Source organism: Micromonospora sp. NPDC050187, from assembly GCF_044459745.1.
Lineage (GTDB): Bacteria > Actinomycetota > Actinomycetes > Mycobacteriales > Micromonosporaceae > Micromonospora.
On record NZ_JBITJH010000001.1, the window covers coordinates 621,968 to 646,907 of the forward strand.

At 73.4% G+C, this 24,940-nt stretch carries 18 protein-coding genes; 12 read left to right on the forward strand and 6 right to left on the reverse strand.

The window, feature by feature from the left end:
- Nucleotides 1–375: 375 nt before the first annotated feature.
- The 4 genes from ACIBJE_RS03040 (at nt 376) to ACIBJE_RS03055 (ending at nt 7,093) form a co-directional block, all read left to right on the forward strand.
- Nucleotides 376–2,055: a glycosyltransferase family 1 protein gene (locus tag ACIBJE_RS03040; RefSeq protein WP_396742127.1), complete on the forward strand. Its 1,680-nt coding sequence runs from the start codon at nt 376–378 to the stop codon at nt 2,053–2,055.
- Nucleotides 2,056–2,137: 82 nt separating this feature from the next.
- Entirely contained in the window at nt 2,138–3,748 is a 1,611-nt protein-coding gene (locus tag ACIBJE_RS03045; protein ID WP_396742129.1) for a glycosyltransferase, read from the forward strand.
- 140 nt (nt 3,749–3,888) lie between these two features.
- The gene (locus ACIBJE_RS03050) at nt 3,889–5,145 is read left to right on the forward strand and encodes a nucleotide sugar dehydrogenase (protein WP_396742131.1); all 1,257 of its coding nucleotides are present in this window, start codon (nt 3,889–3,891) and stop codon (nt 5,143–5,145) included.
- An 85-nt stretch (nt 5,146–5,230) separates the two neighbouring features.
- The gene (locus ACIBJE_RS03055) at nt 5,231–7,093 is read left to right on the forward strand and encodes a hypothetical protein (protein ID WP_396742133.1); all 1,863 of its coding nucleotides are present in this window, start codon (nt 5,231–5,233) and stop codon (nt 7,091–7,093) included.
- Between the two features lie 154 nt (nt 7,094–7,247).
- On the opposite strand, the gene ACIBJE_RS03060 is transcribed toward ACIBJE_RS03055, so the two are convergent.
- A complete protein-coding gene (locus ACIBJE_RS03060) occupies nt 7,248–8,444 on the reverse strand; it encodes a hypothetical protein (RefSeq protein WP_396742135.1) in 1,197 nt (398 codons plus the stop codon).
- Nucleotides 8,445–8,742: 298 nt separating this feature from the next.
- Between ACIBJE_RS03060 and ACIBJE_RS03065 the strand changes: the two genes are divergently transcribed.
- The 3 genes from ACIBJE_RS03065 to ACIBJE_RS03075 are packed head-to-tail and all read left to right on the forward strand — an operon-like array spanning nt 8,743 to nt 13,171.
- Nucleotides 8,743–10,329, forward strand: a complete 1,587-nt coding sequence (locus ACIBJE_RS03065; RefSeq protein WP_396742137.1) for a glycosyltransferase family 4 protein — start codon at nt 8,743–8,745, stop codon at nt 10,327–10,329.
- Nucleotides 10,326–11,882 (forward strand): glycosyltransferase family 2 protein, encoded by a 1,557-nt coding sequence (locus ACIBJE_RS03070; protein WP_396742138.1) that lies wholly within the window; start codon nt 10,326–10,328, stop codon nt 11,880–11,882. The genes ACIBJE_RS03065 and ACIBJE_RS03070 overlap by 4 nt, the downstream gene beginning before the upstream one ends.
- Before the next feature lie 5 nt (nt 11,883–11,887).
- A complete protein-coding gene (locus ACIBJE_RS03075; RefSeq protein ID WP_396742140.1) occupies nt 11,888–13,171 on the forward strand; it encodes a nucleotide sugar dehydrogenase in 1,284 nt (427 codons plus the stop codon).
- A 126-nt stretch (nt 13,172–13,297) separates the two neighbouring features.
- Here the strand turns inward: ACIBJE_RS03075 and ACIBJE_RS03080 are convergent, their stop codons facing one another.
- Nucleotides 13,298–13,831, reverse strand: a complete 534-nt coding sequence (locus ACIBJE_RS03080) for an acyltransferase (protein ID WP_396742142.1) — start codon at nt 13,829–13,831, stop codon at nt 13,298–13,300.
- Between the two features lie 313 nt (nt 13,832–14,144).
- Here ACIBJE_RS03080 and ACIBJE_RS03085 point away from each other — a divergent pair, with 313 nt between their 5' ends.
- Together ACIBJE_RS03085 and ACIBJE_RS03090 are read left to right on the forward strand one after the other, a co-directional pair.
- The gene (locus tag ACIBJE_RS03085; RefSeq protein WP_396742247.1) at nt 14,145–14,801 is read left to right on the forward strand and encodes a response regulator transcription factor; all 657 of its coding nucleotides are present in this window, start codon (nt 14,145–14,147) and stop codon (nt 14,799–14,801) included.
- Nucleotides 14,802–14,808: 7 nt separating this feature from the next.
- Nucleotides 14,809–16,326: an ATP-binding protein gene (locus tag ACIBJE_RS03090; protein WP_396742144.1), complete on the forward strand. Its 1,518-nt coding sequence runs from the start codon at nt 14,809–14,811 to the stop codon at nt 16,324–16,326.
- Nucleotides 16,327–16,406: 80 nt separating this feature from the next.
- Here ACIBJE_RS03090 and ACIBJE_RS03095 read toward each other — a convergent pair whose 3' ends face one another.
- The 4 genes from ACIBJE_RS03095 to ACIBJE_RS03110 form a co-directional block, all read right to left on the reverse strand.
- A complete protein-coding gene (locus tag ACIBJE_RS03095; protein ID WP_396742146.1) occupies nt 16,407–17,369 on the reverse strand; it encodes a TAXI family TRAP transporter solute-binding subunit in 963 nt (320 codons plus the stop codon).
- Nucleotides 17,370–17,782: 413 nt separating this feature from the next.
- Complete coding sequence (locus ACIBJE_RS03100) at nt 17,783–18,457, reverse strand: hypothetical protein (protein WP_396742148.1); 675 nt, start codon at nt 18,455–18,457, stop codon at nt 17,783–17,785.
- Between the two features lie 153 nt (nt 18,458–18,610).
- Nucleotides 18,611–19,408 (reverse strand): peroxide stress protein YaaA, encoded by a 798-nt coding sequence (gene yaaA / locus ACIBJE_RS03105; RefSeq protein WP_396742150.1) that lies wholly within the window; start codon nt 19,406–19,408, stop codon nt 18,611–18,613.
- A 57-nt stretch (nt 19,409–19,465) separates the two neighbouring features.
- On the reverse strand, nt 19,466–21,061 hold the full coding sequence (locus ACIBJE_RS03110) for an ArnT family glycosyltransferase (RefSeq protein WP_396742152.1): 1,596 nt from the start codon (nt 21,059–21,061) through the stop codon (nt 19,466–19,468).
- A gap of 137 nt (nt 21,062–21,198) precedes the next feature.
- On the opposite strand from ACIBJE_RS03110, the gene ACIBJE_RS03115 reads away from it, so the two are divergent.
- The 3 genes from ACIBJE_RS03115 to ACIBJE_RS03125 all read left to right on the forward strand — a co-directional run bounded on the left by ACIBJE_RS03115 (nt 21,199) and on the right by ACIBJE_RS03125 (nt 24,927).
- Entirely contained in the window at nt 21,199–22,245 is a 1,047-nt protein-coding gene (locus ACIBJE_RS03115) for an App1 family protein (protein WP_396742154.1), read from the forward strand.
- A 79-nt stretch (nt 22,246–22,324) separates the two neighbouring features.
- On the forward strand, nt 22,325–24,358 hold the full coding sequence (locus tag ACIBJE_RS03120) for a family 10 glycosylhydrolase (protein ID WP_396742156.1): 2,034 nt from the start codon (nt 22,325–22,327) through the stop codon (nt 24,356–24,358).
- A 143-nt stretch (nt 24,359–24,501) separates the two neighbouring features.
- On the forward strand, nt 24,502–24,927 hold the full coding sequence (locus ACIBJE_RS03125; RefSeq protein WP_396742158.1) for a hypothetical protein: 426 nt from the start codon (nt 24,502–24,504) through the stop codon (nt 24,925–24,927).
- The last annotated feature ends 13 nt before the right edge of the window (nt 24,928–24,940 follow it).

The following is a 24,940-nucleotide window of genomic DNA, read 5'->3' on the forward strand; positions in this document are numbered from 1 at the left end:
CTGTGTGTCGTTTCGGCCGTCGGGACGTCGGACCTGACCGGTCGGTGGCCGTGGGCCAGCGCGGGAACCGGCCGTAGGAGTCTAGCTGCCGGCCCGGTACGCCCGCGCAGGACGCGAGTGGCCCCCTTGCCGTGTTTCGTCGGGTCTGGGGAGTTGTGTGCCGGTGGGCCCGCCGGACCCGGGGGATCAAAAAAGCGTGCCGGTCCTGGTCCGCGTAATTGATCTTGGAGGTTGCCGGTGCTTCGGCCACTGTGGCACACTCGGCGCGATTTCCTCCTTGCACGAGGTACGGCGAACATCCAGGCGTCAGGGGGCCTCGCCCAAAATGGTTTTCCTTTCTCCGGTAGACGGCGTGCGTCCCGGGAAGGCGCAGCCGTGAGCCTTCCCCGTCCCGCCCGACGCGCCGTCCGGGCCGTGCTGCGCGTGACCACGTCGCCCGCCGCGCTGCGGTCGCCGGTGGTCTCCGGGGCCTGGAGTGCCGCCCTGGCCGCGCCGGGGGTGCCCGACGGCGCCCGGAGCCGGCTCGCCGACGCGGTGCAGGCCGGTCTGGTGCGCGCGGGTCGCCCGGAGCGGGCCGCCCGGATCTCCGGTGCCGCCCTGCGCCGGCTGCGCGACCCGCGGCTGCGCGCCGAGATGCTCATGCGCCAGGTGGCCGCGGAGCTGGAGAGCGGCACCCCGCCGAGCCTGCCCGCCGCGATCGCCGCGGAGCTGGCCCTGGCCGACCAGCGGCTGGCCCGTCGGGAGGTGGCCAAGGCGGTCGACCACGTGCACGCCGCGCAGCGCCAGGTGTTCCACCGCCGGCTGCACTTCGACCGCCTGACGTCGCCGCTCGCCGACGACCCGCAGGGGTTCCTCGCCCCGTGGCACGCCAGCGCGGCCGTCCGGGCGCTCTCGGCCCCCCGTGGCCGCTCCGGCGTCGCCGGCCCCGCGCCGACCGACCGGCCGCTGCGGCTCCTGATCGCCACCTACGGCAACCACAACTTCCTCGACCTCATCCGCCGGCACTTCGCCGAGCGGTCCGACGTCGAACTCCGGTTCCTGGACCCGGGCGAGGACGGCGGCACCCACGTCCCGCTGATGAACAACCTGCGGCACATGATGAGTCACCTGCTGACCGGGTCGTCGGCGTACGGGAAGCGGGTCGCCGACTGGCTCCAGCCGGAGGTCGACTGGGCGGACGTCGTCCTCGTCGACTGGTGCGCCGCGCTCGCCGTCCTGTTCAGCATGGTCGACCCGGGCTCCACCCGGATGATCGTGCGGCTGCACAGCTTCGAGACCTGGGCGGTGTGGCCGCACCTGGTCGACTTCTCCCGGGTCGACGACATGATCTTCGTGTCCGACCACCTGCGCGACCTCACGGTCGCCGCGGTGCCCGCCCTGGCCGCCGCGGACACCCGGCTGCACGTGATCAGCAACGCCATGGACCTGGGCGCGTACGCCCGCCCCAAGGAGCCCGACGCGCGCTTCACCCTGGGCCTGGTCGGCATCAAGGCCGTGGCCAAGGACCCGCGCTGGGCGATCGACGTGCTGCGGCACCTGCGGGCCCACGACGACCGCTACCGGCTCGCCCTGTTCGGTCGGGACCTGGACCCCAAGGCCAGCCCGGACGCCCAGCGGTACTGGGACGCCTTCCTCGCCGACGTGGCCGAGCTGGAGCCGACCGGCGCCGTGCTCCGGCCCGGGCAGGTCGACGACGTGCCGGGTGCCCTCACCGGCGTCGGGGTCATCCTCAGCAGCTCGGTCCGGGAGAGCTTCCACTGCGGGCTGGTGGAGGGCGCGGCCAGCGGCGCCGTCCCGGTGGTCCGCGACTGGCCGTTCTTCGCCGGCCGACCGACCAGCGCCCGGACGCTGTTCCCGGCGGACTGGGTGGTCGACACGCCGGAGGAGGCGGCCCGTCGGATCCTCGCCGTCACCGCCAGCGAGGAGTCCTGGCGGACAGCCGGCGACCAGGCCGCCGCGCACGCCGTCGCGAGCTGGGGCTGGCAGCGGGTGCGACACGACTTCGACCGGGTGGTCTCGGGTAGCGTCGTAGGCACGCCGTCCGGCGACCGCTAGCGCCGCCGATCGTTCGATGTCCTGAGGCCCCGCGACCGGGCCGAGCTGGTCACGCGGGGCGTCACTGAAGAGGAGAAGACCCATGGCCAGGACGGCAGAGGGTGTGCCGACGGCACCTGCCCGGATCGTGATACTCGTCGACAACGGCGTGCACGGGGACTCGCGGGTGCAGAAGACCGCCCGCTCCGCGGCCGACGCCGGCTGGGAGGTGATCCTCCTCGGCCGCTCGCCGAACGGTCAGCCGCAGAGCTGGAAGCTCGGTGACGCCACGGTGCGTCTGGTCCGGATGCCCAGCCCGCTCAAGCAGCGCCGGCACGAGTTCCGTCGTCGGTGGTTCGTCGGGCCGCTGGCGTACCCGCCCACCGGCATCGCCGCGGTCCGGCAGCAGGAGGTGCGGGCCTGGCAGGCCGACCTGCGGGTGAACCGCGCACTGCTCGCCGCCGGCGACCGGAAGGCCGTCCCGGCGCTGGCGCGGTACACGCTGCCGGTGCAGGAGGCCAGCGCCAAGGCGCTGCGCAAGTGGGTCTCCCTGCGGCACTGGATGCTGACCCGGGCGCAGGAGCACCGCAGCCACCTGGGCGGGCCGTGGGACCGCGCCTACACCTGGACCCAGCTCCGGCTGCGCGGTCGCCGGGCCTGGCGCAAGCTGGAGCCGCAGCTCTGGGACTACGAGCTGGCGTACGCCGACGTCGTCGACCAGCTCAAGCCCGACATCATCTACGCCAACGACTTCCGGATGCTGGGGGTCGGGGCCCGCGCCAAGATCCGGGCCCGCGTCAAGGGCCGGGACATCAAGCTGATCTGGGACGTGCACGAGTACCTGCCCGGCGTCAAGCCGCGGACGAACAACGCCCGGTGGATGGTGGCCAACCAGGCGCACGAGCACGAGTACGCGTCCTACGCCGACGCGGTGATCACCGTCTCGACGCGGCTGGCCGAGCTGCTCCAGCGGGACCACCACCTCCGCGAGCTGCCGTCGGTGGTGCTGAACTCCCCGCACGCGGCCGACGCGCTGCGCCTCGACGCGGGCGACGGGTCGGACATCCGGAGCACGTGCGGCCTGGACGCGACGACCCCGCTGGTCGTCTACAGCGGCGCCGCCGCCGCCCACCGGGGCATGGGCGTGATGGTCGAGGCGCTGCCCCAGCTCCCCGGGGTGCACGTGGCGTTCGTGGTCAACGCCCCCAGCGGCCCCTACCTGAACAGCCTCAAGGCACGGGCCAAGGAACTGGGGGTCGCCGACCGGCTGCACGTGCTGCCGTACGTGGCCCCGGCGGAGGTGGTCGGCTTCCTGTCCACCGCGACGATGGGCGTGATCCCGATCCACCACTGGCTCAACCACGAGATCCAGCTGATCACCAAGTTCTTCGAGTACTCCCACGCGCGCCTGCCGATCGTGAGCAGCGACGTGGAGACGATGGCGGCCACGGTCCGCCAGACCGGCCAGGGCGAGGTGTTCCGGGTCGACGACGTAACCGAGTACGTCGCCGCGGTGCGGGCGATCGCCGCCGACCCCCAGCGGTACCGCAAGGCGTACGACTCGATGGACCTGGCCGCGTGGACCTGGGAGGTGCAGGCGCGGGTCCAGGACGGCATCTACCGGCGGCTGGTGCCCGCCGACCGCCACCCGGTCGACCGGGAGCCGGCGGCGGCGCCGGGTCCGGAGGTGCCGGAGTCGGCACTTCCGGTCTGACCCGCGGACGGGCCGGCGCGCTCGCGCCGGCCCACTCGTGGCCCGGCCCCCGCCGACGACTCCGGTAGCATCCGCACAGTCGTCGAGGGCGGCGCGTCAGCCCGCTACGCCACGATTCACCTCGGCATAAGGGACTAATCATGACAGATGTCGTAATTCTTGGTCTGGGCTACGTCGGTCTGCCCCTGGCACACGAGGCCACCCGCGCCGGCGCGTCGGTCCTCGGATTCGACGTGAAGTCCGGGGTCGTCGACGCGCTGAACGCCGGCCGGTCGCACGTCGACGACCTCTCCGACGACGACGTGGCCCAGATGCGCCGGGCCGGCTTCCGGGCCACCGTGGACGAGACCGAGATCGCCTCGGCGGCGACCGCAGTGATCTGCGTGCCGACGCCGCTGTCCGACGACGGCGGGCCCGACCTCACCGCCGTCGAGGCGGCGGCCGCCACCGTGGCCCGTAACCTGCGGCCCGGGATGCTCGTCGTGCTGGAGTCCACGACCTACCCGGGCACCACGGACGAGATCGTGCGTCCGATCCTGGAGACCTCCGGGCTGCGCGCCGGCACCGACTTCCACCTCGCGTTCTCCCCGGAGCGGATCGACCCGGGCAACCGGGAGTTCGGCCCCCGGAACACCCCGAAGGTCGTCGGCGGCCACACCCCCGCCTGCGCCGACCGGGCGGCGGAGTTCTACGGCCGGTTCGTGGAGACGATCGTGCGCACCCGGGGCACCCGGGAGGCGGAGACCGCCAAGCTGCTGGAGAACACCTACCGGCACGTCAACATCGCCCTGGTCAACGAGATGGCGCGGTTCTGCAACCAGCTCGGTATCGACCTGTGGGACGTGATCCGGGCCGCGAGCAGCAAGCCCTTCGGCTTCCAGGCGTTCTACCCGGGACCGGGCGTGGGCGGCCACTGCATCCCGATCGACCCCAACTACCTCAGCCACAACGTCCGCGCCAAGCTGGGCTACCCGTTCCGCTTCGTGGAGCTGGCCCAGGAGATCAACGCGACCATGCCGGACTACGTGGTGCGGCGGGCGCAGAACATCCTCAACGACGCCGGGCTGGCCACCAACGGCTCCAGCGTCCTGCTGCTCGGGGTCACCTACAAGCCGGACATCGCCGACCAGCGGGAGTCGCCGGCGGTGCCGCTCGCCCGGCTGCTGCACGGGCTCGGCGCGAAGCTGAGCTACCACGACCCGTACGTGCCGCACTGGGAGGCGCTGGGCGGCAGCATCCCCCGGGTCGACGACGCCGAGGCGGCGGTCGCCGAGGCGGACCTGGTCATCCTGGTGCAGAACCACGCCGCCTACGACGCGGACGACCTCGCCCGCCGGTCCCGGCGCTTCTTCGACACCCGGGGCGTCACCCGGGGCGACACCGCCCACCGGCTCTGACCCCCGCCGGGGTCGGCCGACACGTCGGACGGCCCCGGCACTGCCGTCGGAGACCGGCGCGGGCGCTTTCGTAGAATCCTGGCTCATGACTGCCTCCCGGCCGGGTGCGCTGAGCGCCCGCGAGGACCCCACGGACGACGCCCCCACGGCCGACGCGCCACCTGAAGCCCCGGAGCCCGCGCCGTCCCCGACGGCGGACCCCGGGGCCGGGACGGCGCCCCGGCGACGGGTGCCGGTGGACCTGCTGGTCGCGCTGGTCTACGTCGTCGGCGCGGTCTTCGTCACCGGGCGGGGCTGGCTGGACCCGGCCGGGCGGCTGCTCGGCACCCGGCCCAACGACCAGGGCTTCAACGAGTGGATGCTGGCGTACGCGGCACACGCCGTGACGCACCTGGAGAACCCGTTCTTCACCACGCTGCAGAACGCCCCGGACGGGGTCAACCTGATGACCAACGTCGGGATGCAGCTGCCGGGTCTCCTGCTCAGCCCGCTGACACTGCTCTTCGGCGCGTCGTTCTCGTATCTCTTCTTCATCACCGCGAACCTCGCCGGCACCGCGTACGCCTGGTACCACGTGCTGTCCCGGCACGTGGTCGGGTCCCGCGCGGCGGCCTTCACCGGCGGCCTGTTCTGTGCCTTCGCCCCCGCGCTGATCTCGCACAGCAACGGGCACCCGCACATCACCGCCCAGTGGCTGGTGCCGTTCATCGTCTGGCGGGTCGTGAAGCTCTCCCGGGGCGGTGCGGTGCTCCGGGACGGGCTGATCCTCGGCGCCCTGGTCTCGGCGCAGTTCTTCGTCGGTCTGGAGATCCTCTTCCTGGCCGCCCTCGGCTGCGCGATGGGCGTCGTCGCACTGCTCGTCGTCCGGCCCCGGGAGGCGCTGCGCCGGGCGAAGCCGCTGCTCGGCGGACTCGCCGTCACCGGCGTGGTGGTGCTCGTCGTCAGCGCGTACCCGCTCTGGATGCAGTTCGCCGGCCCCCAGCACCGGGTCGGCCACCCGGGCACGCCGGACGCCTACGCCCTCAAGCTGGGCTCGTTCGCCGCGTACGCCACCGAGTCGCTCGCCGGCAGCCCGACCAGCGCCCGCGGCCTGGTGGCCAACACCACCGAACAGGCCAGCTTCTACGGCTGGCCGCTGCTCGTGCTGTTCGCCGGGATCGTGCTGTGGCTGCGCCGCGAACTGCTCGTGCAGGTCCTCGCCATCACCGGGATCGCCTTCGCGGTGCTGTCGATCGGCACCACCTGGACCTGGGGCACCCGGCGGACCGAGGTGCCGGCACCGTTCTGGCTGTTCCAGGACCTGCCGATCTTCGACTCGGTGGTGGTGGCCCGGTTCGCGTTGATCACCACAGCGGTCGCCGGAGTGCTGCTGGCGGTCGCCGGGGACCGGATCAGCACGGTCGCCGCCGGTCAGGGGCCCGCCGGCCGGGTGCTCACCGGGCTGGCCGCCGTCGCGGTGGCCGCCGTGCTGCTGCCCGTCGCGCCCACCCCGCTCGCCGTCCGGGGCCGCGAGCCGGTGCCGGACTTCGTCACCTCCGGCGCCTGGCGCGAGCACGTCGCGCCGGGGCGGACGCTGGTGCCCGTACCGCTGGCGGACATGCGGTCGCTGTACTGGAGTTCGGCGGGACTCGTCGGCTTCGCGGTGCCCCAGGGCTACTTCCTCGGCCCGGTGTCGGACGACGACTCCACCGGACGGTGGGGGGTCGCGCCACAGCCGACCTCGACGCTGCTCCTCGCCGTGTCGAAGGGGGAGCGGGGCACCGAGGTCAGCTCCGCCGAGCGGGAGCAGGCGCTCGCCGACGTCCGACACTGGAAGGCCGACGCCCTCGCGCTGCCGGTCCGGTACGGCCGGCAGGCGGAGCTGCGGACGGTGCTCGACGCGCTGTACGGCCCCGGTCGCCAGGTCGACGACGTGTGGCTCTGGGACGTGCGTCCGTACACCCGCTGAACCACCCGGCGGGGTGCCGCTCCCGGCACCCCGCCGCCGGGCGTCGGCCGGTGCGGTTGGTGTTGCTGGTGGTGGTGTTGGCGGTGCCGTGCCCGGTCCGGCGCGGGAATGCCCTCGCGTCCGGTGGGGCCGGCGCGGCCCCACCGGACGCGGGTCACGGCGAGAACTTCCAGATCAGGAGCAGGTAGCCGCCGAAGTAGGCGGAGATGACCGCGAGCGTGGTGAGGACGGTCACCGCCCGCGCCCGTCCCGCCCGCGCCAGGGCGACGGCGGCCGGCAGCAGCAGCGGGAACGCGGGCAGCAGGAACCGGGCCTTCGAGTGGTAGTAACCGGCGGCGCCCAGCGTGGTCACCAGCAGCAGGCCGCTGTAGAGCAACAGTTGCCAGGGCTGCCGGTCGATCACCGACAGCACGAAGAACATGACCGCCAACAGGCCCACCAGCGACACCACGGCGAACTCCAGCGCCGAGGCGTGGGCCAGGACCTGCTGGCCCCGTTCGTAGGTGTTGACCCCGAAGTCGAAGCGGGAACCCCAGCCGGCACCCTGGATGTGGAACCAGCCGTCGATCCGGCCGGTGCGCCAGCCCACCCAGGCGAGGTAGCCGAGCCACCCCAGCGGTGCCAGCGCCATCGCCGCCCACGGCCGCCAGCCGTCCTGCCGGCGTACCACGGCGATCAACGCGGCCAGGCCGACCACGGCGATCAGCGCGGTGCCGGTCGGCCGGGTCAGGCCGGCGAGCAGGCACAGCAACCCGGCGGTCAGCCAGTGCCCGCGCAGCAGCGCGTACAGCGACCAGGCCGCCAGGGCGGTGAACAGGGCCTCGCTGTAGGTCATCATCTGGACCAGGGAGTGCGGCAGCACGCCCCAGAGCACGGCGAGGACCACACCGACCCGCCGCCCGTGCAGGTGGTCGCCGACGGCGAACAGCCCCCAGGCGGCGGCACCGGCCGCCAGCCAGCCGACGAGCAGCGCCGAGTTGCGGTGCTGCAACGGCGACACCGCCTCGACCGCAGCGGTCAGGCCGGGATAGAGCGGGAAGAACGCCATGTTGCTGCGCAGCGCCTCGACCGCGTCGTAGCCGTCGCGGGCGATGCCCAGATACCAGTCTCCGTCGAACTCGGCGAGCAGCGCGAAGGGGCGGCGGCCGGTGTTGCGCGCCCACACGTACAGGGTCACGAACGCCACCAGACGCACCGCCGCGTATCCGACCAGGGCCGGCAGGGCGTACCGGAAGGCGGCACCGAGCCGCCGCGCCACGCTGGCGCGACCGGTGTCCGGCCCGGCGGTGTCCGACGCGGTGGCCGGTTCCGTCCGGGACCAGCCGTGCTCGTTGTGGGTCACCACGTCCATGTCTGATCCCGTTCGCGGTGAGCGGACGGCGGGACGCCGCTGGTCGCTCTGATGATGACGGAGATGTCCGATCCGCCGGGGGTCGCCGGGTGGGCGCGCCCACCGCCGGTGAGACACGCGTCAGCGTAGCAACGGGCTCCGTCCGCACGGGGAACGCACCGGTGCGCGCCGGGGCGCGGGAACCGGCTTACCGTAGACTCGCCGGGATCCTCTAGGGACCGGTATGGGCGGACGGAGACAGGCGGTAATGGGATCTGACGGCACGGCTGCGGTGACCGGTACGCGGAGGCGGGTCGTCATGCTGGTCGACAACGGCGTGCACGGCGACTCGCGGGTGCAGAAGGCCGCTCGTTCCGCGTCCGAGGCCGGGTGGGAGGTCGTCCTGCTGGGGCGGGCACCGTACGGCAAGCCCGAAACCTGGACGATCGGGCGGGCCGAGGTACGGCTGCTGCCCATGCCCGACCCGCTGGCGACCCGCCGGCACGAGTTCCGGCGGGCCTGGCTGCGCGCTCCGCTGGCGTACCCGCCGACCGGCATCGGTGCCCACCGCGCCCACGCCATCCGCGCCTGGCAGGCCGACCTGAAGGTGCGCCGCGCCGCCCTCACCCTGGCCGCGCGGGCCGGTGGCGCCGGTCGCCCGACCCCGTGGCAGTGGCGGACGCTACGGGCGCAGGAACTCACCGCCGGACTGCTGCGGCTCTGGGTCTCCGGCCGGCGACGGGAACTCACCCGGGCCCGCCGGGGACGCCGGCTGACCAGTCCGTGGGACCGGGCCTACACGCTGTTCTGGCAGCGGGTGCTGGGTGTGCGGGCCTGGCGCCGGCTGGAGCCCGGGCTGTGGGACTACGAGCTGGCCTTCGGCCCGGTCGTGGACGAACTCGCTCCGGACCTGATCCACGCCAACGACTTCCGGATGATCGGCGTCGGTGCGCGCGCCAAGGTGCGGGCCGCGGCCCAGGGCCGGCGCGTCGCCCTGGTCTGGGACGCCCACGAGTACCTGCCGGGTGTGCAGCCGTGGCGGGACAATGCCCGCTGGCTGCCCGGCAACGTCGCCCACGAGCGGGAGTACGTCCCGTACGCCGACGCGGCGATGACCGTCTCCGCCGCGTTGGCCGAGATGCTCCAGGCCGAGCACGGGCTGGCGGAGCGCCCGGCGGTGGTGCTGAACGCCCCGGCGCTGGGTGAGATGGCCACCGGGGACGGGCCGGTGCCGGACATCCGGGCCTCCTGCGGGATCGGCCCCGACGTGCCGTTGCTGGTCTACAGCGGCGTCGCCGCCCAGAAGCGCGGGCTGGCCGTCCTGGTGGAGGCGCTGCCGCACCTGCCGGCGGCGCACGTCGCCCTCGTGGTCAACAAGCCGGACTCGGAGTACGTGCGCGGGCTGCGGGACCGGGCGGAGGCGCTCGGCGTCGCGGCCCGGCTGCACGTCCTGCCGTACGTGGCGCACTGGCAGGTGGTGCCCTTCCTCTCCGGGGCCGACGTCGGGGTGATCCCGATCCACCACTGGCCCAACCACGAGATCGCGTTGATCACCAAGTTCTTCGAGTACTCGCACGCCCGGCTGCCGCTGGTGGTCAGCGACGTGCGGACGATGGCCGACACGGTCCGCTCCACCGGCCAGGGCGAGGTGTTCCGCGCGGAGGACGTCACCGACTTCGTCCGGGCCGTCACCACCGTGCTCGGCGACCCGGAGCGCTACCGCGCCGCGTACGACCGGCCGGGGCTGCTCGAGAGCTGGACCTGGGAGGCGCAGGCGGAGGTGCTGGACGGGGTGTACCGCCGACTCGTGCCCGGACAGGCCGGACCGACAGCGGCCACGGACCCACCGGAGACAGCGGACGACCGGGCCGGGGCGGCACGCCCGGCGGTGGGGGTCGCCACGTGACCGTCCCCGACGTCACGGTGATCACCGCCGTCTACAACACCATGCCCTACCTGACCCGCTGCCTGACCTCGCTGGTGGAGCAGTCCATCGGCCTGGAGCGGCTGGAGATCGTCGCGGTGGACGACGGTTCCACCGACGGCAGCAGCCGGGAACTGGACCGGTTCGCCCGGTCGTACCCCGGCACCGTGAAGGTGATCCACCAGGCCAACTCGGGTGGCCCGGCGAGCCCGAGCAACCGGGCGCTGGACGTGGCGACCGGACGGTACGTCTTCTTCATCGGCTCCGACGACTACCTCGGGCCGGAGGCGCTGGAGCGGCTGGTCGCCGCCGGCGACCGGTACGACGCCGACGTGGTGCTGGGCCGGATGGTGGGGGTGAACAGCCGGTACATCCACCAGGCGATCTTCGAGTCGACCCAGTCGGACGTGGACCTGTTCACCTCCGCGCTGCCGTTCTCGCTGTCGAACACCAAGCTCTTCCGGCGGGACCTGATCGAGCGGCACAAGCTGCGCTACCCGGAGGACATGCCGGTCGGCAGCGACCAGCCGTTCACCATCGAGGCGTGCTACCGGGCCCGACGGGTCTCCGTGCTCGCCGACTACGACTACTACTTCGCGGTCCGCCGGTTCAACGCCCACAACATCACCTACAAGAGCCGGCACCTGGAACGCCTGCACTGCGCCGAGTCGATCATGGATTTCGTGGGCGGGCTGATCGAGGCCGGCCCCCGGCGGGACGCGGTGCTGCTGCGTCACTTCGCGTGGGAGGTCGCCCGGCTGCTGGAGAACGACTTCCTGGCGTTGGACCGGCCCACCCAGGCCAGCGTCCAGGCCGGGGTGCGGTCGCTGGCCGAGCGGTACCTCACCGACACGATCCGCGACCAGCTCGGCATCGAGACCCGGGTCCGGCTCGCGCTGGCCTGGCACGGCGAGCTGGACGACCTGCTCGCGGTGATCCGCCAGGACGCCGACCAGGGCAACCCGCCGGCGGTGGTGGAGAACGACCGTTGGTACGCCGACTACCCCGGCTTCCGCGACCCCCGCCTCGGCATCCCGGACGACTGGTTCGAGATCACCGGCAGCGCCGCGGACTGGATCGCCCGGCTGGACACCGTCCAGGTCGCCTTCGAGGGCAGCCGCACCCTCGTGGTGACCGCCCGCAGTCCCCGCCCCGACCTGCCGCACCTGGCCTCCGCGTTGAAGATCGTGGCGGGCGAGGTGCCGGCGGAGACCACCGAACTGATCCCGGACATCACCGGCACCACCATCCGGGCGCGCATCCTGTTGGCCGGTCTCCTCACCGATCTGGCCCCCGGCGGTAAGCTTCGACTCATCCAGGCGCGGATCGACGCGTTCGGTACGACCGGGACGGCCCCCCTGCGTGGTCCCCGTCGGGCGGTGCCCCAGCGTGTGGTGGTCCGCCGGGGCACGCGGCTGCACGTCCTCACCGCCACCATCAACCACAAGGGTCAACTGATCGTCTCCGTAGCACCTGTGACGCCACGCCGGGTGATGGCCCGCCTGCGGCGCAGGCTCCCACTAGGAGGAAAGTAGTAGACATGAACATCTGCGTCGTCGCCCTCGGAAAGATCGGACTGCCGCTGGCCGTGCAGTTCGCGACGAAGGGGCACCGCGTCGTCGGTGCCGACGTCTCCGAGCGGGTGGTCAACCTGGTCAACGACGGTGCGGTGCCGTTCCCCGGGGAAACCGACCTGGACGTCAAGCTCAAGGAGGTGGTCGCCGCCGGGCTTCTCTCGGCCACCACCGACACCGCCGCCGCAGTGGCCGACAGCGAGGCCGTCGTCGTGGTCGTGCCGCTGTTCGTGGACGCCGAGGGCGTGCCGGACTTCGGCTGGATGGACGACGCGACCCGGGCCATCGCCGCCGGCCTGAAGCCGGGCACCCTGGTCAGCTACGAGACCACCCTGCCGGTCGGCACCACCCGCAACCGTTGGGCGCCCATGCTGGAGCAGGGCTCCGGGCTCACCGCCGGCAAGGACTTCCACCTGGTGTTCAGCCCCGAGCGGGTGCTCACCGGCCGGGTCTTCGCCGACCTGCGCCGTTACCCGAAGCTGGTGGGTGGCATCGACGAGGCGTCCGCCGTGCACGGCGTCCGCTTCTACGAGGCGGTGCTGGACTTCGACGAGCGCCCCGACCTGGGCCAGCCGAACGGCGTGTGGGATCTCGGCTCGGCCGAGGCTTCCGAGCTGGCCAAGCTCGCCGAGACCACCTACCGGGACGTCAACATCGGCCTGGCGAACCAGTTCGCCCGGTTCGCCGACACCGTCGGCGTGGACGTCACCAAGGTCATCGAAGCCTGCAACACCCAGCCGTACAGCCACATCCACTCCCCGGGCATCGCCGTCGGCGGGCACTGCATCCCGATCTACCCGCGGATGTACCTGTGGAACGACCCGGCCGCCACCGTGGTCCGCTCCGCCCGCGAGGCCAACGCGGCGATGCCGGACTACGCCGTCGACCTGCTCGCCGCCGCGTACGGCGACCTCACCGGCGCGGAGGTGCTGGTGCTCGGCGCCGCCTACCGGGGCGGGGTCAAGGAGACCGCCTTCTCCGGGGTCTTCCCGACGGTGGAGGCGCTGCGTGCCCGGGGCGCCCGGCCGTACGTCTCGGACCCGATGTACACCGCCGAGGAGCTGACCGCGCTCGGTCTGCCCCCGTACTCCGGGGAGCGGGTCACCGCCGCCGTCGTGCAGGCCGACCACGCCGAGTACCGTTCGCTGGCCGCCACCGACCTGCCCGAGGTGCGGGTACTGGTCGACGGCCGGCGGGTGACCGACCCGGCCCGCTGGGCCGACGTCCGGCGCGTCGTCATCGGCGGCTGAACCCGCACCGGATTCTCCGCCCCGCGACGCCCCACGCCAGCCACGCTGACGACGCCACGCTCGTCGGGTGGTAGGAGGGGTCCCCTGCACGACAAAGAGCGGTAACAGGGGACCCCTCCTACCACCTCAGGCGCGGGCCGGCGGGTTGGCCGGGTCCCGGGAGACCACCTCGCCCTTCTCGTTCACCCAGCCCTTGGGCCGGGCCGGGTTGCCGGCGACCAGCTGGTACGGAGCGACGTCCCGGGTCACCACCGAACCGGCGGCGATCATCGCGTACGAACCGACCTCGATCCCGCAGACCAGAGTGGCGTTCGCGCCGATCGACGCGCCCCGGCGTACCAGGGTCGGGGTGATCTCCCAGTCCGGGTTCTGCGCCCGGGGCCGGAAGTCGTTGGTGAAGACGGCACACGGGCCGACGAAGACCTCGTCCTCCAGGGTCACGCCCTGGTACACGGAGACGTTGTTCTGGACCTTGCAGAGGTCCCCGATCACCACGTTGCTGTCGACGTAGACGTTGCGGCCGATCACGCAGCCGCCACCGATCCGCGCGGTGGACCGGACGTGCGCCAGGTGCCAGACCTTCGTGCCGTCGCCGATCTGTGCGCCCTCCTCGACGTCGGCGGTCGGGTGTACGAAGACCTGGTCGGTTCCTTGGCTCATGGGCTCCACTCACAGTTCGCAGGGCGCGTCCGCGCCGGTGTGGCGCACGGCCGGCGACCGGCGGGAGGGAACCGCCCGGCACCGTCGCACGTGCTCGGTCACCGTGGTCCCGGCGCGCCGCCGGGGAGCATCACGGCAGCGGGAAGCATAACCGGCGATCCCGCCCGCTCCGGACGGTCACCCGCCGAACGGCCGTCCGCGCGGGGTGTCCCACCGGCACGCGGGTGTCCGGCGCTGTCCCGGTCGGGGTGTCGCGGGGCCAGCCCGTCTGGCACCATTCGCTGACCGGGGGCTCAACGGTTAGGGGGTGCGGGTGCGGGTCCTGCTGGTGGAGGACGACTGCCGGGTGGCGGCGGCCCTGTCGTCGGCGTTGAGTCGGCGGGGTTACCAGGTCGAGCACGCCGCGACCGTGGCGGCGGCATTGGCCGCCGCGCCGTGCGACCTGGTGCTGCTCGACCTGACCCTGCCGGACGGGGACGGCACCGAACTGTGCCGGGAACTACGGCGACGCAGCGCGCAGATCGGCATCATCGCGGTCACCGCCCGGGGTGAGGAGCGGGACCGGGTGCTCGGGCTCCGCCTCGGCGCGGACGACTACGTGGTGAAGCCCTTCTCGATGGTCGAGTTGCAGGCGCGCATCGAGGCGGTGCTGCGCCGGGCCGCTCGGGCCGCTCCGGAACCGGACCGGATCACCGCCGGTGGGCTCCGGATCGACGTGGCCGCCCGTACGGTCACCGTCGAGGACCGGCCGGTCACCCTGACCCGCAAGGAGTTCGACATCCTCGTCTCGCTGGCCCGGCAGCCCGGCACGGTGGTGCCGCGCGAGCGGATCCTGCTCGACGTCTGGGGCACCACCTGGGCCGACCGGCACACCGTCGAGGTGCACGTCGGGTCGTTGCGGAGCAAGCTGGGCGACTCGCGCCTGGTGGAGACCGTCCGCGGGGTCGGCTACCGGCTCCGGGGCGAGTGAGGTCCCGGTGCGTCGTCGGCTGGTCATCAGCTACCTGCTGCTGATGGCGCTGGTGCTGGTGGCGTTGGAGACCCCGCTCGCGGTGACCCTGGCCAACCGGGAGACCGACCGGGTCCGCGCGGACCGGCTCGCCGACGCCACCCGCTTCGCCTCGCTCGCCGGTCCGGCCCTGCGGGGCGGCGGCACCGGGCAGCTCGACGGTGAACTCGCCAGCTACGAGAAGCTGTACGACATCGACGCGGCCGTGGTCGACCGGGAACTGCGGACGGTGGCGGTCTCCGCCGGCTACCGGTCGTCGCCGGCCACCGAGCTGGCGTTGCGGGTCGCGCTCTCCGGGCAGCAGTTCACCGGCACCGAGTCGGTCTGGCCCTGGGTGGACGGGCCGCTCGTGGTGGCGGTGCCGATCAACGACGGCGGCGAGGTGCTGGGCGCGGTGGTCACCACCAGCCCGGTCGACGCGGTACGCCGCGCGGTCACCACCTGGTGGCTGGCGCTCGCGGTGATCGGGCTGCTCGCCGTGCTGGCCTGCGTGCTGACCGCGTTCGGACTGGCCGGCTGGGTGCTACGCCCGGTGATCGAGCTGGACGCGGTGACCCACGAGATCGCCGAGGGGGATCGCAGCGCGCGGGTGCAGCACCGGCTCGGCCCGCCGGAGCTGCGTCGTCTCGCCGCCGGTTTCAACCACATGGCCGACGTGGTCTCCGACGTGATGGACCGCCAGCGGGCCTTCGTCGCGCACGCCAGCCACCAGCTCCGCAATCCGCTCACCGCGCTGCGGCTGCGGGTCGAGGAACTGGGGCCGAACCTGACCGACCCGGAGGGGCGGGCCGAGCACCAGCTGGCCCTGGAGGAGACCGACCGGCTGGCCCAGGTGCTCGACGCGCTGCTCACCCTGGCTCGGGCGGAACGGGAGGAGAACCGCCTGGTCACCGTCGACGCGGTGGCGGTGGCCGCGTCCCGGGTGACCGCGTGGGAGCCGCTGGCCCGCCGCCGGGCGGTCACGCTGCGCCTGACCGCCGCTGCCGGTCCCCGGTACGCCCGGACCGTGCCCACCGCCATCGACCAGGCCCTGGACGCGTTGATCGACAACGCGGTGAAGTTCAGCGGTCCCGGCGGCGCGGTGACGGTGGGCGTCGAGCCGGCCGGGGACGGGGTGACCGTGGTGGTCGCCGACACCGGTCCGGGGATGACCGACAGCCAGCTCGAACAGGCGACCGAACGGTTCTGGCGGGCCCCGGACGCGCAGAACGTCGAGGGGGCCGGGCTGGGGCTGACCATCGTGGCCGTGCTGGTGGACGCCTGCGGTGGGCATCTCACCATGCGTCGGGGCGAGCCCCGGGGCCTGGTCGCGGAACTGTGGTTCCCCGCCGCGCCGGCTGCCGACGGTCCGCCGCTCGGCGACGAGCCCGCGCTCGGCGACGAGCCCGCGATCGGGGCCGAGCCCGCGAGCGGCGACGGCCCGCCGAGCGGGACCGGCCCGCCGGACGTCGGGGACCGGCCGGACCGGGCGTCGCCTGTGCCCTGAACCGGTCGCGTCCCGAGCCCGTCACGCACCGGGCCGGGCTGTCCTCCCAGGTCCGGCTGGGCGCTGTCGCGCCGATCGGGTCAGGGCTTGTTCGCGCGGTACCAGGCGGCCGCACCCGGATGCAGGGGCAGCGGAACGGTCGCGATGGCCGAGCGGGCACTCATCCGGCCGGCGGCCGGATGCGCGGCGGCCAACTCCTCCCGGCGTTCCATCAGCAGCCGGGTCACCTCCCGCACCAGCGACTCCGGCACGTCCGCCCCGACCACCAGGTAGTTCGGGTTCGCCACGGTGGTCACCGGTTCCGCGCCGTACGCCGAACTGGGGATGTCCCGGGAGACGTAGACCTCGCGGTGGCTGCGGCGCAACGGCTCGGTCCACTCGCCCAGGTCGACCAGGCGGATCCCGGTACTGCCGGCGAGCTGCTCGATCGCCCGCACCGGCAGGCCGCCGGAGAAGAAGAATGCGTCGATCCGCCCCTCACGCAGGGCGGACACCGAGTCGTCCAGGCCGAACCGCTCCCGCCGCACCACGCCGTCGTCCAGCCCCGCCACGTCGAGCAGCCGGCCGGCGGTGATCCCGGTGCCCGAGCCGGGGGCACCCACCGACACCTGCCGGCCGCGCAGGTCCGCCAGCGTCCGGACCGGCGAGCCGGCGGTGGTGACCAGGTGCAGCAGGTCGTCGTAGACCCGGGCCACCGCCACCACGCCGGGATGGGCGTTCGGGGCCCCGGAGAGGACGTCGGCCTGGGTGAAGCCGAGCTCCGCCGAGCCCGTCGCGACCAGATGGACGTTCTCCGCCGACGCGGCGGTCACCACCACGCTGGCCCGCACCCCGGGCAGTTCCCGGTTCAGGATGGTCGCCAGCGACTCGCCGAAGGCGTGGTAGACCGCGGTGGGGCTGCCGGTGGCGATCCGGATGCGGACCGGCTCGACCGGCTCGTCGCGGCAGGCGGCCAACGCCGGCACGGCCGCCCCGACCAGCACGGCCAGCAGCGCGAGGGCAGCGGCCCGTCGGCGGCCGGAGGTGGAGCGCACGCCGTTCACAGGCAGCACTCTGCGCTGGGACACCCCCGGTTGGCAACCCGCCGCCGTTCACGGGCCCGCCCATGGCCCGAAGCCGCAGGGAAGCCGCCGACTCTGGTCAACGGGGTCTACGAGACTTCACCAGTTTCTCCTCACCCATCGAGTTCGCGATCACCGCCGCTGATCCGACCGACTCCTCCCTCAACGTCTGGTCCTTCGACTACGGCGACGCCCACTTCGCCGTCCTCAACACCGAGCGCTACACGCCCGACGAGCTGGCTACCCAGGCCAGGTCTGCGGCAGGACATGGCGCGAACCGACAAGACCTGGCGGATCGTCACCTTCCACAAGGCCCCCGGCAAGGGGCGCTAGGAGCGACCACCACGCGGCCCGGGACGTAGGCCTCGCACTGCCGTCGCACTGCCGTCGCAGTGCTAGGACGCCTCCGTGGGCGGCACCGGCGGGGCGGGGTTCAGGCTGGCGCTCTCCAGGATCCGGTTGCGGTCCGCCCCGTCGGCGACGCTCACCACGAAGCAGCCGGCTCCCGGGCGGAGCGTGGCCGGAACCTCCAGCAGGGCGGCGCCCCGGACCAGGACGGCGGCCAGTTCCCGGTCGGTGAGGCGGACCCCGAGGATGTGCCGGCGGACGTGCCGACCACCGGCCAGCAGGGCGGACCGCCAGGCGGCGGCGGCCAGTCGGGATCGCCACACCCGCCGGGCCGCCGACGCGCCGGGCACCGGGCCGCCGAGCAGTTCCCGCCGGCCCTGCCGCCACCCGCTGTCCAGCAGCGTCGTGTACGCGGCCCGACCCGACGCGGGCACCCGCAGCCGGTGCAGCTCGAAGCGGCGGCGCAACCCGCCGACGGTGATCTCGTGCTCGACCGGGACGCCGAGCCGGCCGAGCAACTGCCGCATGCGCAGCGCCGCGTCCTCGCGGTTGAACTCGACAGTGCTCCGGTACGGCTCACCGGCATGCCGGCCTCGGGGACCCGCCGGCAGGGGCATGCAGCGCAGCAGGCAGGCGACCTCGAAGGCGTCGGCCACGGTCGGCCAGTCCAACGGCGGTGGGTGCGCCGTGGTCCGGGGCCGGTCGAGCAGGGTGGTTTCCATCGGGGACCGCTCCTCCACTCGTCGGGGTATCCCTACCGTGGACGGTGCGGGGCCCGCGCGGTACCGATCGGCGCAAGCCTTGAGCAAAATTTGCGTTGCCGTGCCCCCGGACGCACCCACCGGCGACCCGTCCGGGTCGCGGGGCGTCGCCGGTCAGAGCCGGGTGACCACCACGTCGACGCGGCGTGGCCGGCCGGGCGCGACGGGCTCCTCCTCCAGCACCGTGTACTTCAGGTCGCGCAGGGCGGTCACCAACTCGTCCGCGCCACGCGGGCGGATCCCGGCGGTGAGCAGGTCACGGACCAGCCGGCCCTTGGTCGCCTTGTTGAAGTGGCTGACCACGGAACGGGTCACCACCCCGTCGACCTCCCGCTCGTGCAGCACCCGCACGGTCACCGTCCGCCCGGCCACCTCGCCCCGGGGCGTCCAGGTGGCGGCGTACGCGGCGGAGCGCAGGTCGAGGACCGGGCCGTCGGCCGCCGCCGACTCCATCACCGGTGCCAGCGCCCGCTTCCAGTACGCGCCCAGCGCCCCCGGGCCGGGCAGGGTCAGCGGCATCGGGCAGCGGTACGGCGGGATGCGGTCGGTGAGGCGTACCGCGCCCCAGAGCCCGGAGGCGACCAGCACCTGCCGGCGGGCCGCCCGCAGGGCCGGCGCGGGGAGCGTGGCCAGGTCCAGCGCCTCGTAGAGCACCCCGGTGTAGAGCGACGCAGCCGGGGCGGTGGCGGCCCGGCGCAGCCGCGCGTTCCGGGCGATGTCCTCCCGCTGGGCGCTGGTGAGCACCACCTCCCGCACGACGTCGTTGTCCGGCGTGGTGGCGACGGCGACCAGCGCGTCCAGCACCCGTTCCCGGGCCGGGTTCAGCTCGGGCAGGCTGAGGCGGGTCAGGTCGAGCCGCCGCCCGGCGCGGACGTCGGCCTTGCGCTCGGAGGGCGGCAACAGGATGAGCATCGGGAGGCACCCCTCACGGGCCGGTGGGACGCTGGCCGGGCGAGCCTATCTGGGCGCTCACCGCCAGGGGCGGACGGCGGTGGTGGGGTGGTACACCCGGTAGTCGCCGACCTCGGTGACCGTGGCCGGGATGTCGTCCCCGGCGAGCAGTTCGGTCAGCCGTCGCTCGGCCGCCGAGCCGGCCCGCAGCACGTACCCGGGCCGCTCGGCGCGCGCCACCGCCCGCCAGTACGCCGGGTAGCGGTTCTGCCCCGGGTGCAGCCGGTCGTCGAGCACCGCGCAGAGCACCTCCTCGGCGGTGGTGAAGGTCAGCCGGTGGCAGGTCCAGTAGTCGCCGTACACGTGGCGGGGGCCGGTGGCGCGCAGCACCTCGGCGATCCGGCGGGCCTGGCGTTCCTCGGCGCGGATGCCGGCGGTGCCGACGGCGAACAGGCCGGTCGCCACCAGCGCGGTGGCGGTCAGCGCGGCCAGTACGGCGGTGGCGGTGGCCCCGGCGAGCCGCCCGGCCGCCCCCGCCGTGCCCCGCCAGCAGGCCACCGCCGCCACCCACAGCGGCCAGAGCACCGCCGGCAGCGACAGTTGGAGCACCGACAGGTACCGGGCGCTGGACAGCGGGTCGGCGGCGGCCAGCGGGCTGCGCACGTACCCGACGAGGGTCAACGCCGCCCCGGCGACCAGGGCGAGCCACACGACCGGCCGGACCGGGTGGGTGGCCCGGCGGCGCAGCGCGGCGAGCGCGAGCCCGGCGGCGAGCGTGAGCAGCACCGGGTAGAGCACCCCGAACCACTCCTGCCAGCGGGCGCAGCCCCCCGCCGGGCAGAGCCCGCTGGCCAGCGGCACCCCCTCGGTGAACCCGCCGACGACCCGCCCGACCAGCGGGCCGGGGGGACCGCCGGTCGCGTCGACCTGGCGGAACACCGACAGCGAACCCTGCCCCGGTGGGGCGGTGAGGTTGTCCCAGAGCATCGGGAACACCCCGACGGCGAAACCGGCCACCAGCAGCAGCGCCGCCCACCCGAACAGCTCCCGGCGCAGCGCGTACACCAGCGCCAGACCGGCCACCGCCAGGTACGGCACGATCAGCCAGTCCGACCAGGTGGCCACCCCGGCCAGCAGCCCGAACAGACCCACGGCCAGCCGGCGGTGCCGGACCGTGCGCTCGGCGAGCCCGACCGCGACCAGCAGCATCGCCGCCACCGCCACCTTCACCTCGGGCCGCCCACCCACTGCGGTCATCTGGTCCCGGACCACCCGTTCCGTGCCGAGCGCCAGCAGACCGACCACCAGCACCGCGAACCAGGGCGAGAAGGCCCGGCGGGTCAACCGGTACATCAGCCAGACGAACAGGGCGTAGAGCGCCAGCAGGGGCAGCCGCAGCGCCACCCAGGACGGCCCGGCCACGGCGACCAGGGGTGCGGCGAGGTACGACTCGAGCACTCCCATGTACCGCTGCCCGTAGAGGAAGACCGGGTGCGCGCGTCCCTGCGCGACGTGCAGTGCGACCAGCCCGAAGGTCGCCTCGTCGCTGTTGCCGGCGGGAACGGTGTGCAGGGTCAGCACCAGCCGGTAGACCACCCCGGCGGTGCCGAGCAGGAGGGCGACCAGGGCCGGCCGGTCCAGCGCCGGAACCCACCGTCGTACGCCTGTCGCCATCGCCGAACGCCCCCGTCGCCGCCCTGCGACGGAAAGTGTTTCACGGGAGCCGGGGCGGGGGAGGCGGATCGGCGCAGGTGGGGGCGCGGTTGATCGCTCGCGTGGCCGGTTGACGGCGGGTGTGGCAGGGTGTCAGCGTGTCCACGCCTCCCGCCGGCCAGCTCGCCGTACCCAGCCTGCACCGCGCCGCCCGGATCGAAGACGCCGTGCACCGGCTGGTGGAGCGCCGGCTGCGTCGCACCGGCTGGCAGACCAACATCATCGCCTACACCGGGTACGGCGCCCCGGGCTGGGTGCGGGTGATGTGCCGGGTGCTGCTCGGCCGGGCCGACAACCGCAAGAAGGGCCGGCTGGAGAAGGTACGCGGCTGGCGCAGCTTCACCACGCTGCCGGCGAAGCGGGTGACCGTCACGATCGAGGCCGGCGGAGTCCGCCACGAGGCGTGTGCCGACCGCAGCGGCTTCGTCAACACGGTGGTGAAGGCCGACCTGCCCCCGGGGTGGGGGTCGGTGCGGCTGACCATGGCCGACGCCGAGCCGGTGGAGGCGCCGGTGCGCATCCTCGACCCACAGGTCCGGTTCGGGATCCTCTCCGACATCGACGACACCGTGATGGTCACCGCGCTGCCCCGACCGCTGCTCGCCGCGTGGAACACCTTCGTCCTCGACGAGCACGCCCGCAACGCGGTGCCCGGCATGGCGGTGCTCTACGAACGCCTGGTCACCGCACACCCCGGCGCGCCGGTCTTCTACCTCTCGACCGGCGCGTGGAACGTCGCGCCGACGTTGACCCGGTTCCTCTCCCGGCACCTCTACCCGGCCGGACCGCTGCTGCTCACCGACTGGGGTCCCACCCACGACCGGTGGTTCCGCAGCGGGCGGGAGCACAAGCGCGCCACCCTGGCCCGGCTGGCAACCGAGTTCCCCGACGTCAAGTGGCTGCTGGTCGGCGACGACGGCCAACACGACCAGGAGATCTACCGGGAGTTCGCCGCCGGCCACCCGGGCAACGTGGCGGCCGTGGCGATCCGCCGCCTCTCGCCGACCCAGTCGGTGCTCGCCGGTACGCTCCCGGCGCCGCTGGCCGGGCACGAGTCGTCGTCCGGGCCGGTGGGGCAGAAGTGGCTCTCCGCCCCGGACGGCGCGGGGCTGTGGAAGCTGCTCCGCCAGACCGGCCTGGTCTGAGCGGCCCGTCACGTTCGGCGGTGTCATCGACACTGAAGGATACTTGCGCGAGCTCGCCGCATAGATGAACATCTTCTTCATGGCGGCTGTGCGCATCCCGACCCTCGTCCGTACCACGCTGGTGGCGGCGCTGCTCGTCGGCGCGGGTCTGCTCACGCAGGCACCCCAGCCGTCGTCCACGCCGACCGCTGCGGTCCCGGTGGCCGTGCAGGCGGCCTGCCCGGCCGACCCGGCCACCCCGAAGCGGCAGTTCCGGGGCATGTGGATCGCCAGTGTCGCCAACGTGGACTGGCCCAGCCGCACCGGGCTGAGCGTCGCCAACCAGCAGGCCGAGTACCGGTCCTGGCTCGACCTGGCCGTCCGCAACCGGATGAACGCGGTCGTCGTGCAGATCCGGCCCACCGCCGACGCCTTCTGGCCGTCGCCGCACGAGCCGTGGTCGCACTGGCTCACCGGCACCCAGGGCCGGGACCCGGGCTACGACCCCCTCGCGTTCATGGTCGCCGAGGCGCACGCCCGCAACCTGGAGTTCCACGCCTGGTTCAACCCGTACCGGGTCGCCAACCACAACGACCCGAGCCGGCTGGTGAGCACCCACCCGGCCCGGCGCAACCCGAGTTGGGTGGAGAGCTACGGCGGCCAGCTCTACTACAACCCGGGCATTCCGGCGGTACGGGCCTTCGTGCAGGACGCCATGATGGACGCCGTCCGCCGCTACGACATCGACGGCGTGCACTGGGACGACTACTTCTACCCGTACCCGGTGAGCGGGGTGAGCTTCCCCGACCAGGACACCTTCGCCCAGTACGGCGCCGGGTTCAGCAGCATCCACGACTGGCGGCGCAACAACGTCAACCTGTTGGTGCAGGAGATGAGCCAGAAGATCCACGCCGCGAAGTCCTGGGTCTCCTTCGGGATCAGCCCGTTCGGCATCTGGCGCAACGCCGGCACCGACCCGCTCGGCTCGCGCACCACCGGCCTCCAGTCCTACGACGCGATCTACGCCGACACCCGGCGCTGGGTCAAGCAGAACTGGGTCGACTACATCGCCCCGCAGATCTACTGGCACATCGGGCACCCCGCCGCCGACTACGCCGAACTCGTGCGCTGGTGGTCACAGGTGACCACCGGGACGAACGTGCAACTCGTCGTCGGGCAGGCCACCTACCGGTCCGGCGCGTCCGGCCAGGACCCGGCCTGGCAGAAGGTCGGCGAGCTGACCGGCCACTTCACGCTCAACCGCAGCCACCCGCAGGTGGTCGGCGACATCCACTTCAGCGCCAAGGACGTCCGCGCCAACCGGATCGGCGCGATGGCCCGGGTGGTCGCCGACCACTACAGCCGTCCGGCGCTGCTGCCCGTACCGCTGGCCCGGGGTGGGTCCGCGCCCGGCGCGCCCACCCTGACCGCCGCGACGCGGGGAAGCGGTGGGGTCACCCTGACCTGGCAGCGCCCGACCACGGGCACGACCACCGGGTACGCGGTGTACCGGCTGCCCGGCGACGGACCGGTGGACGCCTGCGCCCTGACCGACGGCCGGCACCTGCTGGCCACCGTCCGTGCCAACGGGGCCACCGGCACCTATCTCGACGCCACGGCGGCGGCCGGCAGCACCTACCGGTACCTGGTCACCGCGGTGCACCGGCTGCACCACGAGAGCGCGCCGAGCGCGGCCCGGACGGTGCCCGGCGACGGCAGCGGCACCTTCAGCGTGATCGCCGACAACGCCACCACCGGCGGCTTCACCGCCAGCGCCAACTGGGGCACCTCGGCCTTCCTGACCACCCGGCACGGCACCAACTACCGGTTCGCCAACCCGCAGTCGGTCAGCGACGTGGCCTGGTTCAGCGCGGCGATCCCGGCCGCCGGCACCTACCGGGTGGAGGTCTGGTACCCGGCCGACCCCGGCTACAACAGCGCCACCCCGCACCTGGTGGCGACCAGCACCGGGAACGTCACGGTCACCGTCGACCAGCGCAGCGGCGGCGGCCAGTGGCGGACGCTCGGCAACTACTCCCTGGCTGCAGGCACCCGCCAGGTGGTCGGGGTGAGCCGGTGGACCGCCACCACCGGCTACGTCGTCGCCGATGCCATCCGCATCACCCGCCTCTGACCGTCCAGGTACCAGGTCGTACCCGGAAACGGGCGGGGACGCGAATCGGCGACCGGCTCGGCGATACCGTTGCGGCGACCACGGGGAAGTGGCCCGGATGCGGAAGCGTGGCCGGCGACGGCCGGTCGAGGAAGGTGAGGTCCGTGCCGACGTACGCCATGCCGCCCCTGTTCACCTGGGAACGGCCGCTCTTCACCCAGCGGGCCTACTTCCCCGTTCCAGGCACCCGTCTGGCCCTCGTCGGCGTGCTGCTCGTCCTCACCGACGTCCGACTGCTGTTCGCCCCGGTACGGCTCCTGAAAGTCCCCGGGTTCGGCGAGCGTGCGGTGCTGCGACGGTGGGTCGACCTGCGGGACGTCGCCACCGTCGAGCCGGTGGGCCGGGCGGGGATCAGGATCAGGACGATGTCCGGGCGCACCGTCTCCGTGCGGATTGTTCTGCCGACCGGCCCGGCCTTCATCTGGTCGTCGGAAGAGCCGGTAACGCCCTACCGGGACGACACGGTGCGCCAGATCGGCGAAGCGTGTGCGCGGGCCGGTGCGCGCCAGTCTTCGGTGTCTGACGAGTGACGTACGAGGCGAG

Coding starts and splice junctions, on each gene's coding strand:
- ACIBJE_RS03045 (WP_396742129.1), top strand. CDS start 2,138: ATGGCCAGGACGGCAGAGGGTGTGCCGACGGCACCTGCCCGGATCGTG.
- ACIBJE_RS03050 (WP_396742131.1), top strand. CDS start 3,889: ATGACAGATGTCGTAATTCTTGGTCTGGGCTACGTCGGTCTGCCCCTG.
- ACIBJE_RS03055 (WP_396742133.1), top strand. CDS start 5,231: ATGACTGCCTCCCGGCCGGGTGCGCTGAGCGCCCGCGAGGACCCCACG.
- ACIBJE_RS03060 (WP_396742135.1), bottom strand. CDS start 8,444: ATGGACGTGGTGACCCACAACGAGCACGGCTGGTCCCGGACGGAACCG.
- ACIBJE_RS03065 (WP_396742137.1), top strand. CDS start 8,743: ATGCTGGTCGACAACGGCGTGCACGGCGACTCGCGGGTGCAGAAGGCC.
- ACIBJE_RS03075 (WP_396742140.1), top strand. CDS start 11,888: ATGAACATCTGCGTCGTCGCCCTCGGAAAGATCGGACTGCCGCTGGCC.
- ACIBJE_RS03080 (WP_396742142.1), bottom strand. CDS start 13,831: ATGAGCCAAGGAACCGACCAGGTCTTCGTACACCCGACCGCCGACGTC.
- ACIBJE_RS03100 (WP_396742148.1), bottom strand. CDS start 18,457: ATGGAAACCACCCTGCTCGACCGGCCCCGGACCACGGCGCACCCACCG.
- yaaA (WP_396742150.1), bottom strand. CDS start 19,408: ATGCTCATCCTGTTGCCGCCCTCCGAGCGCAAGGCCGACGTCCGCGCC.
- ACIBJE_RS03110 (WP_396742152.1), bottom strand. CDS start 21,061: ATGGCGACAGGCGTACGACGGTGGGTTCCGGCGCTGGACCGGCCGGCC.
- ACIBJE_RS03120 (WP_396742156.1), top strand. CDS start 22,325: ATGGCGGCTGTGCGCATCCCGACCCTCGTCCGTACCACGCTGGTGGCG.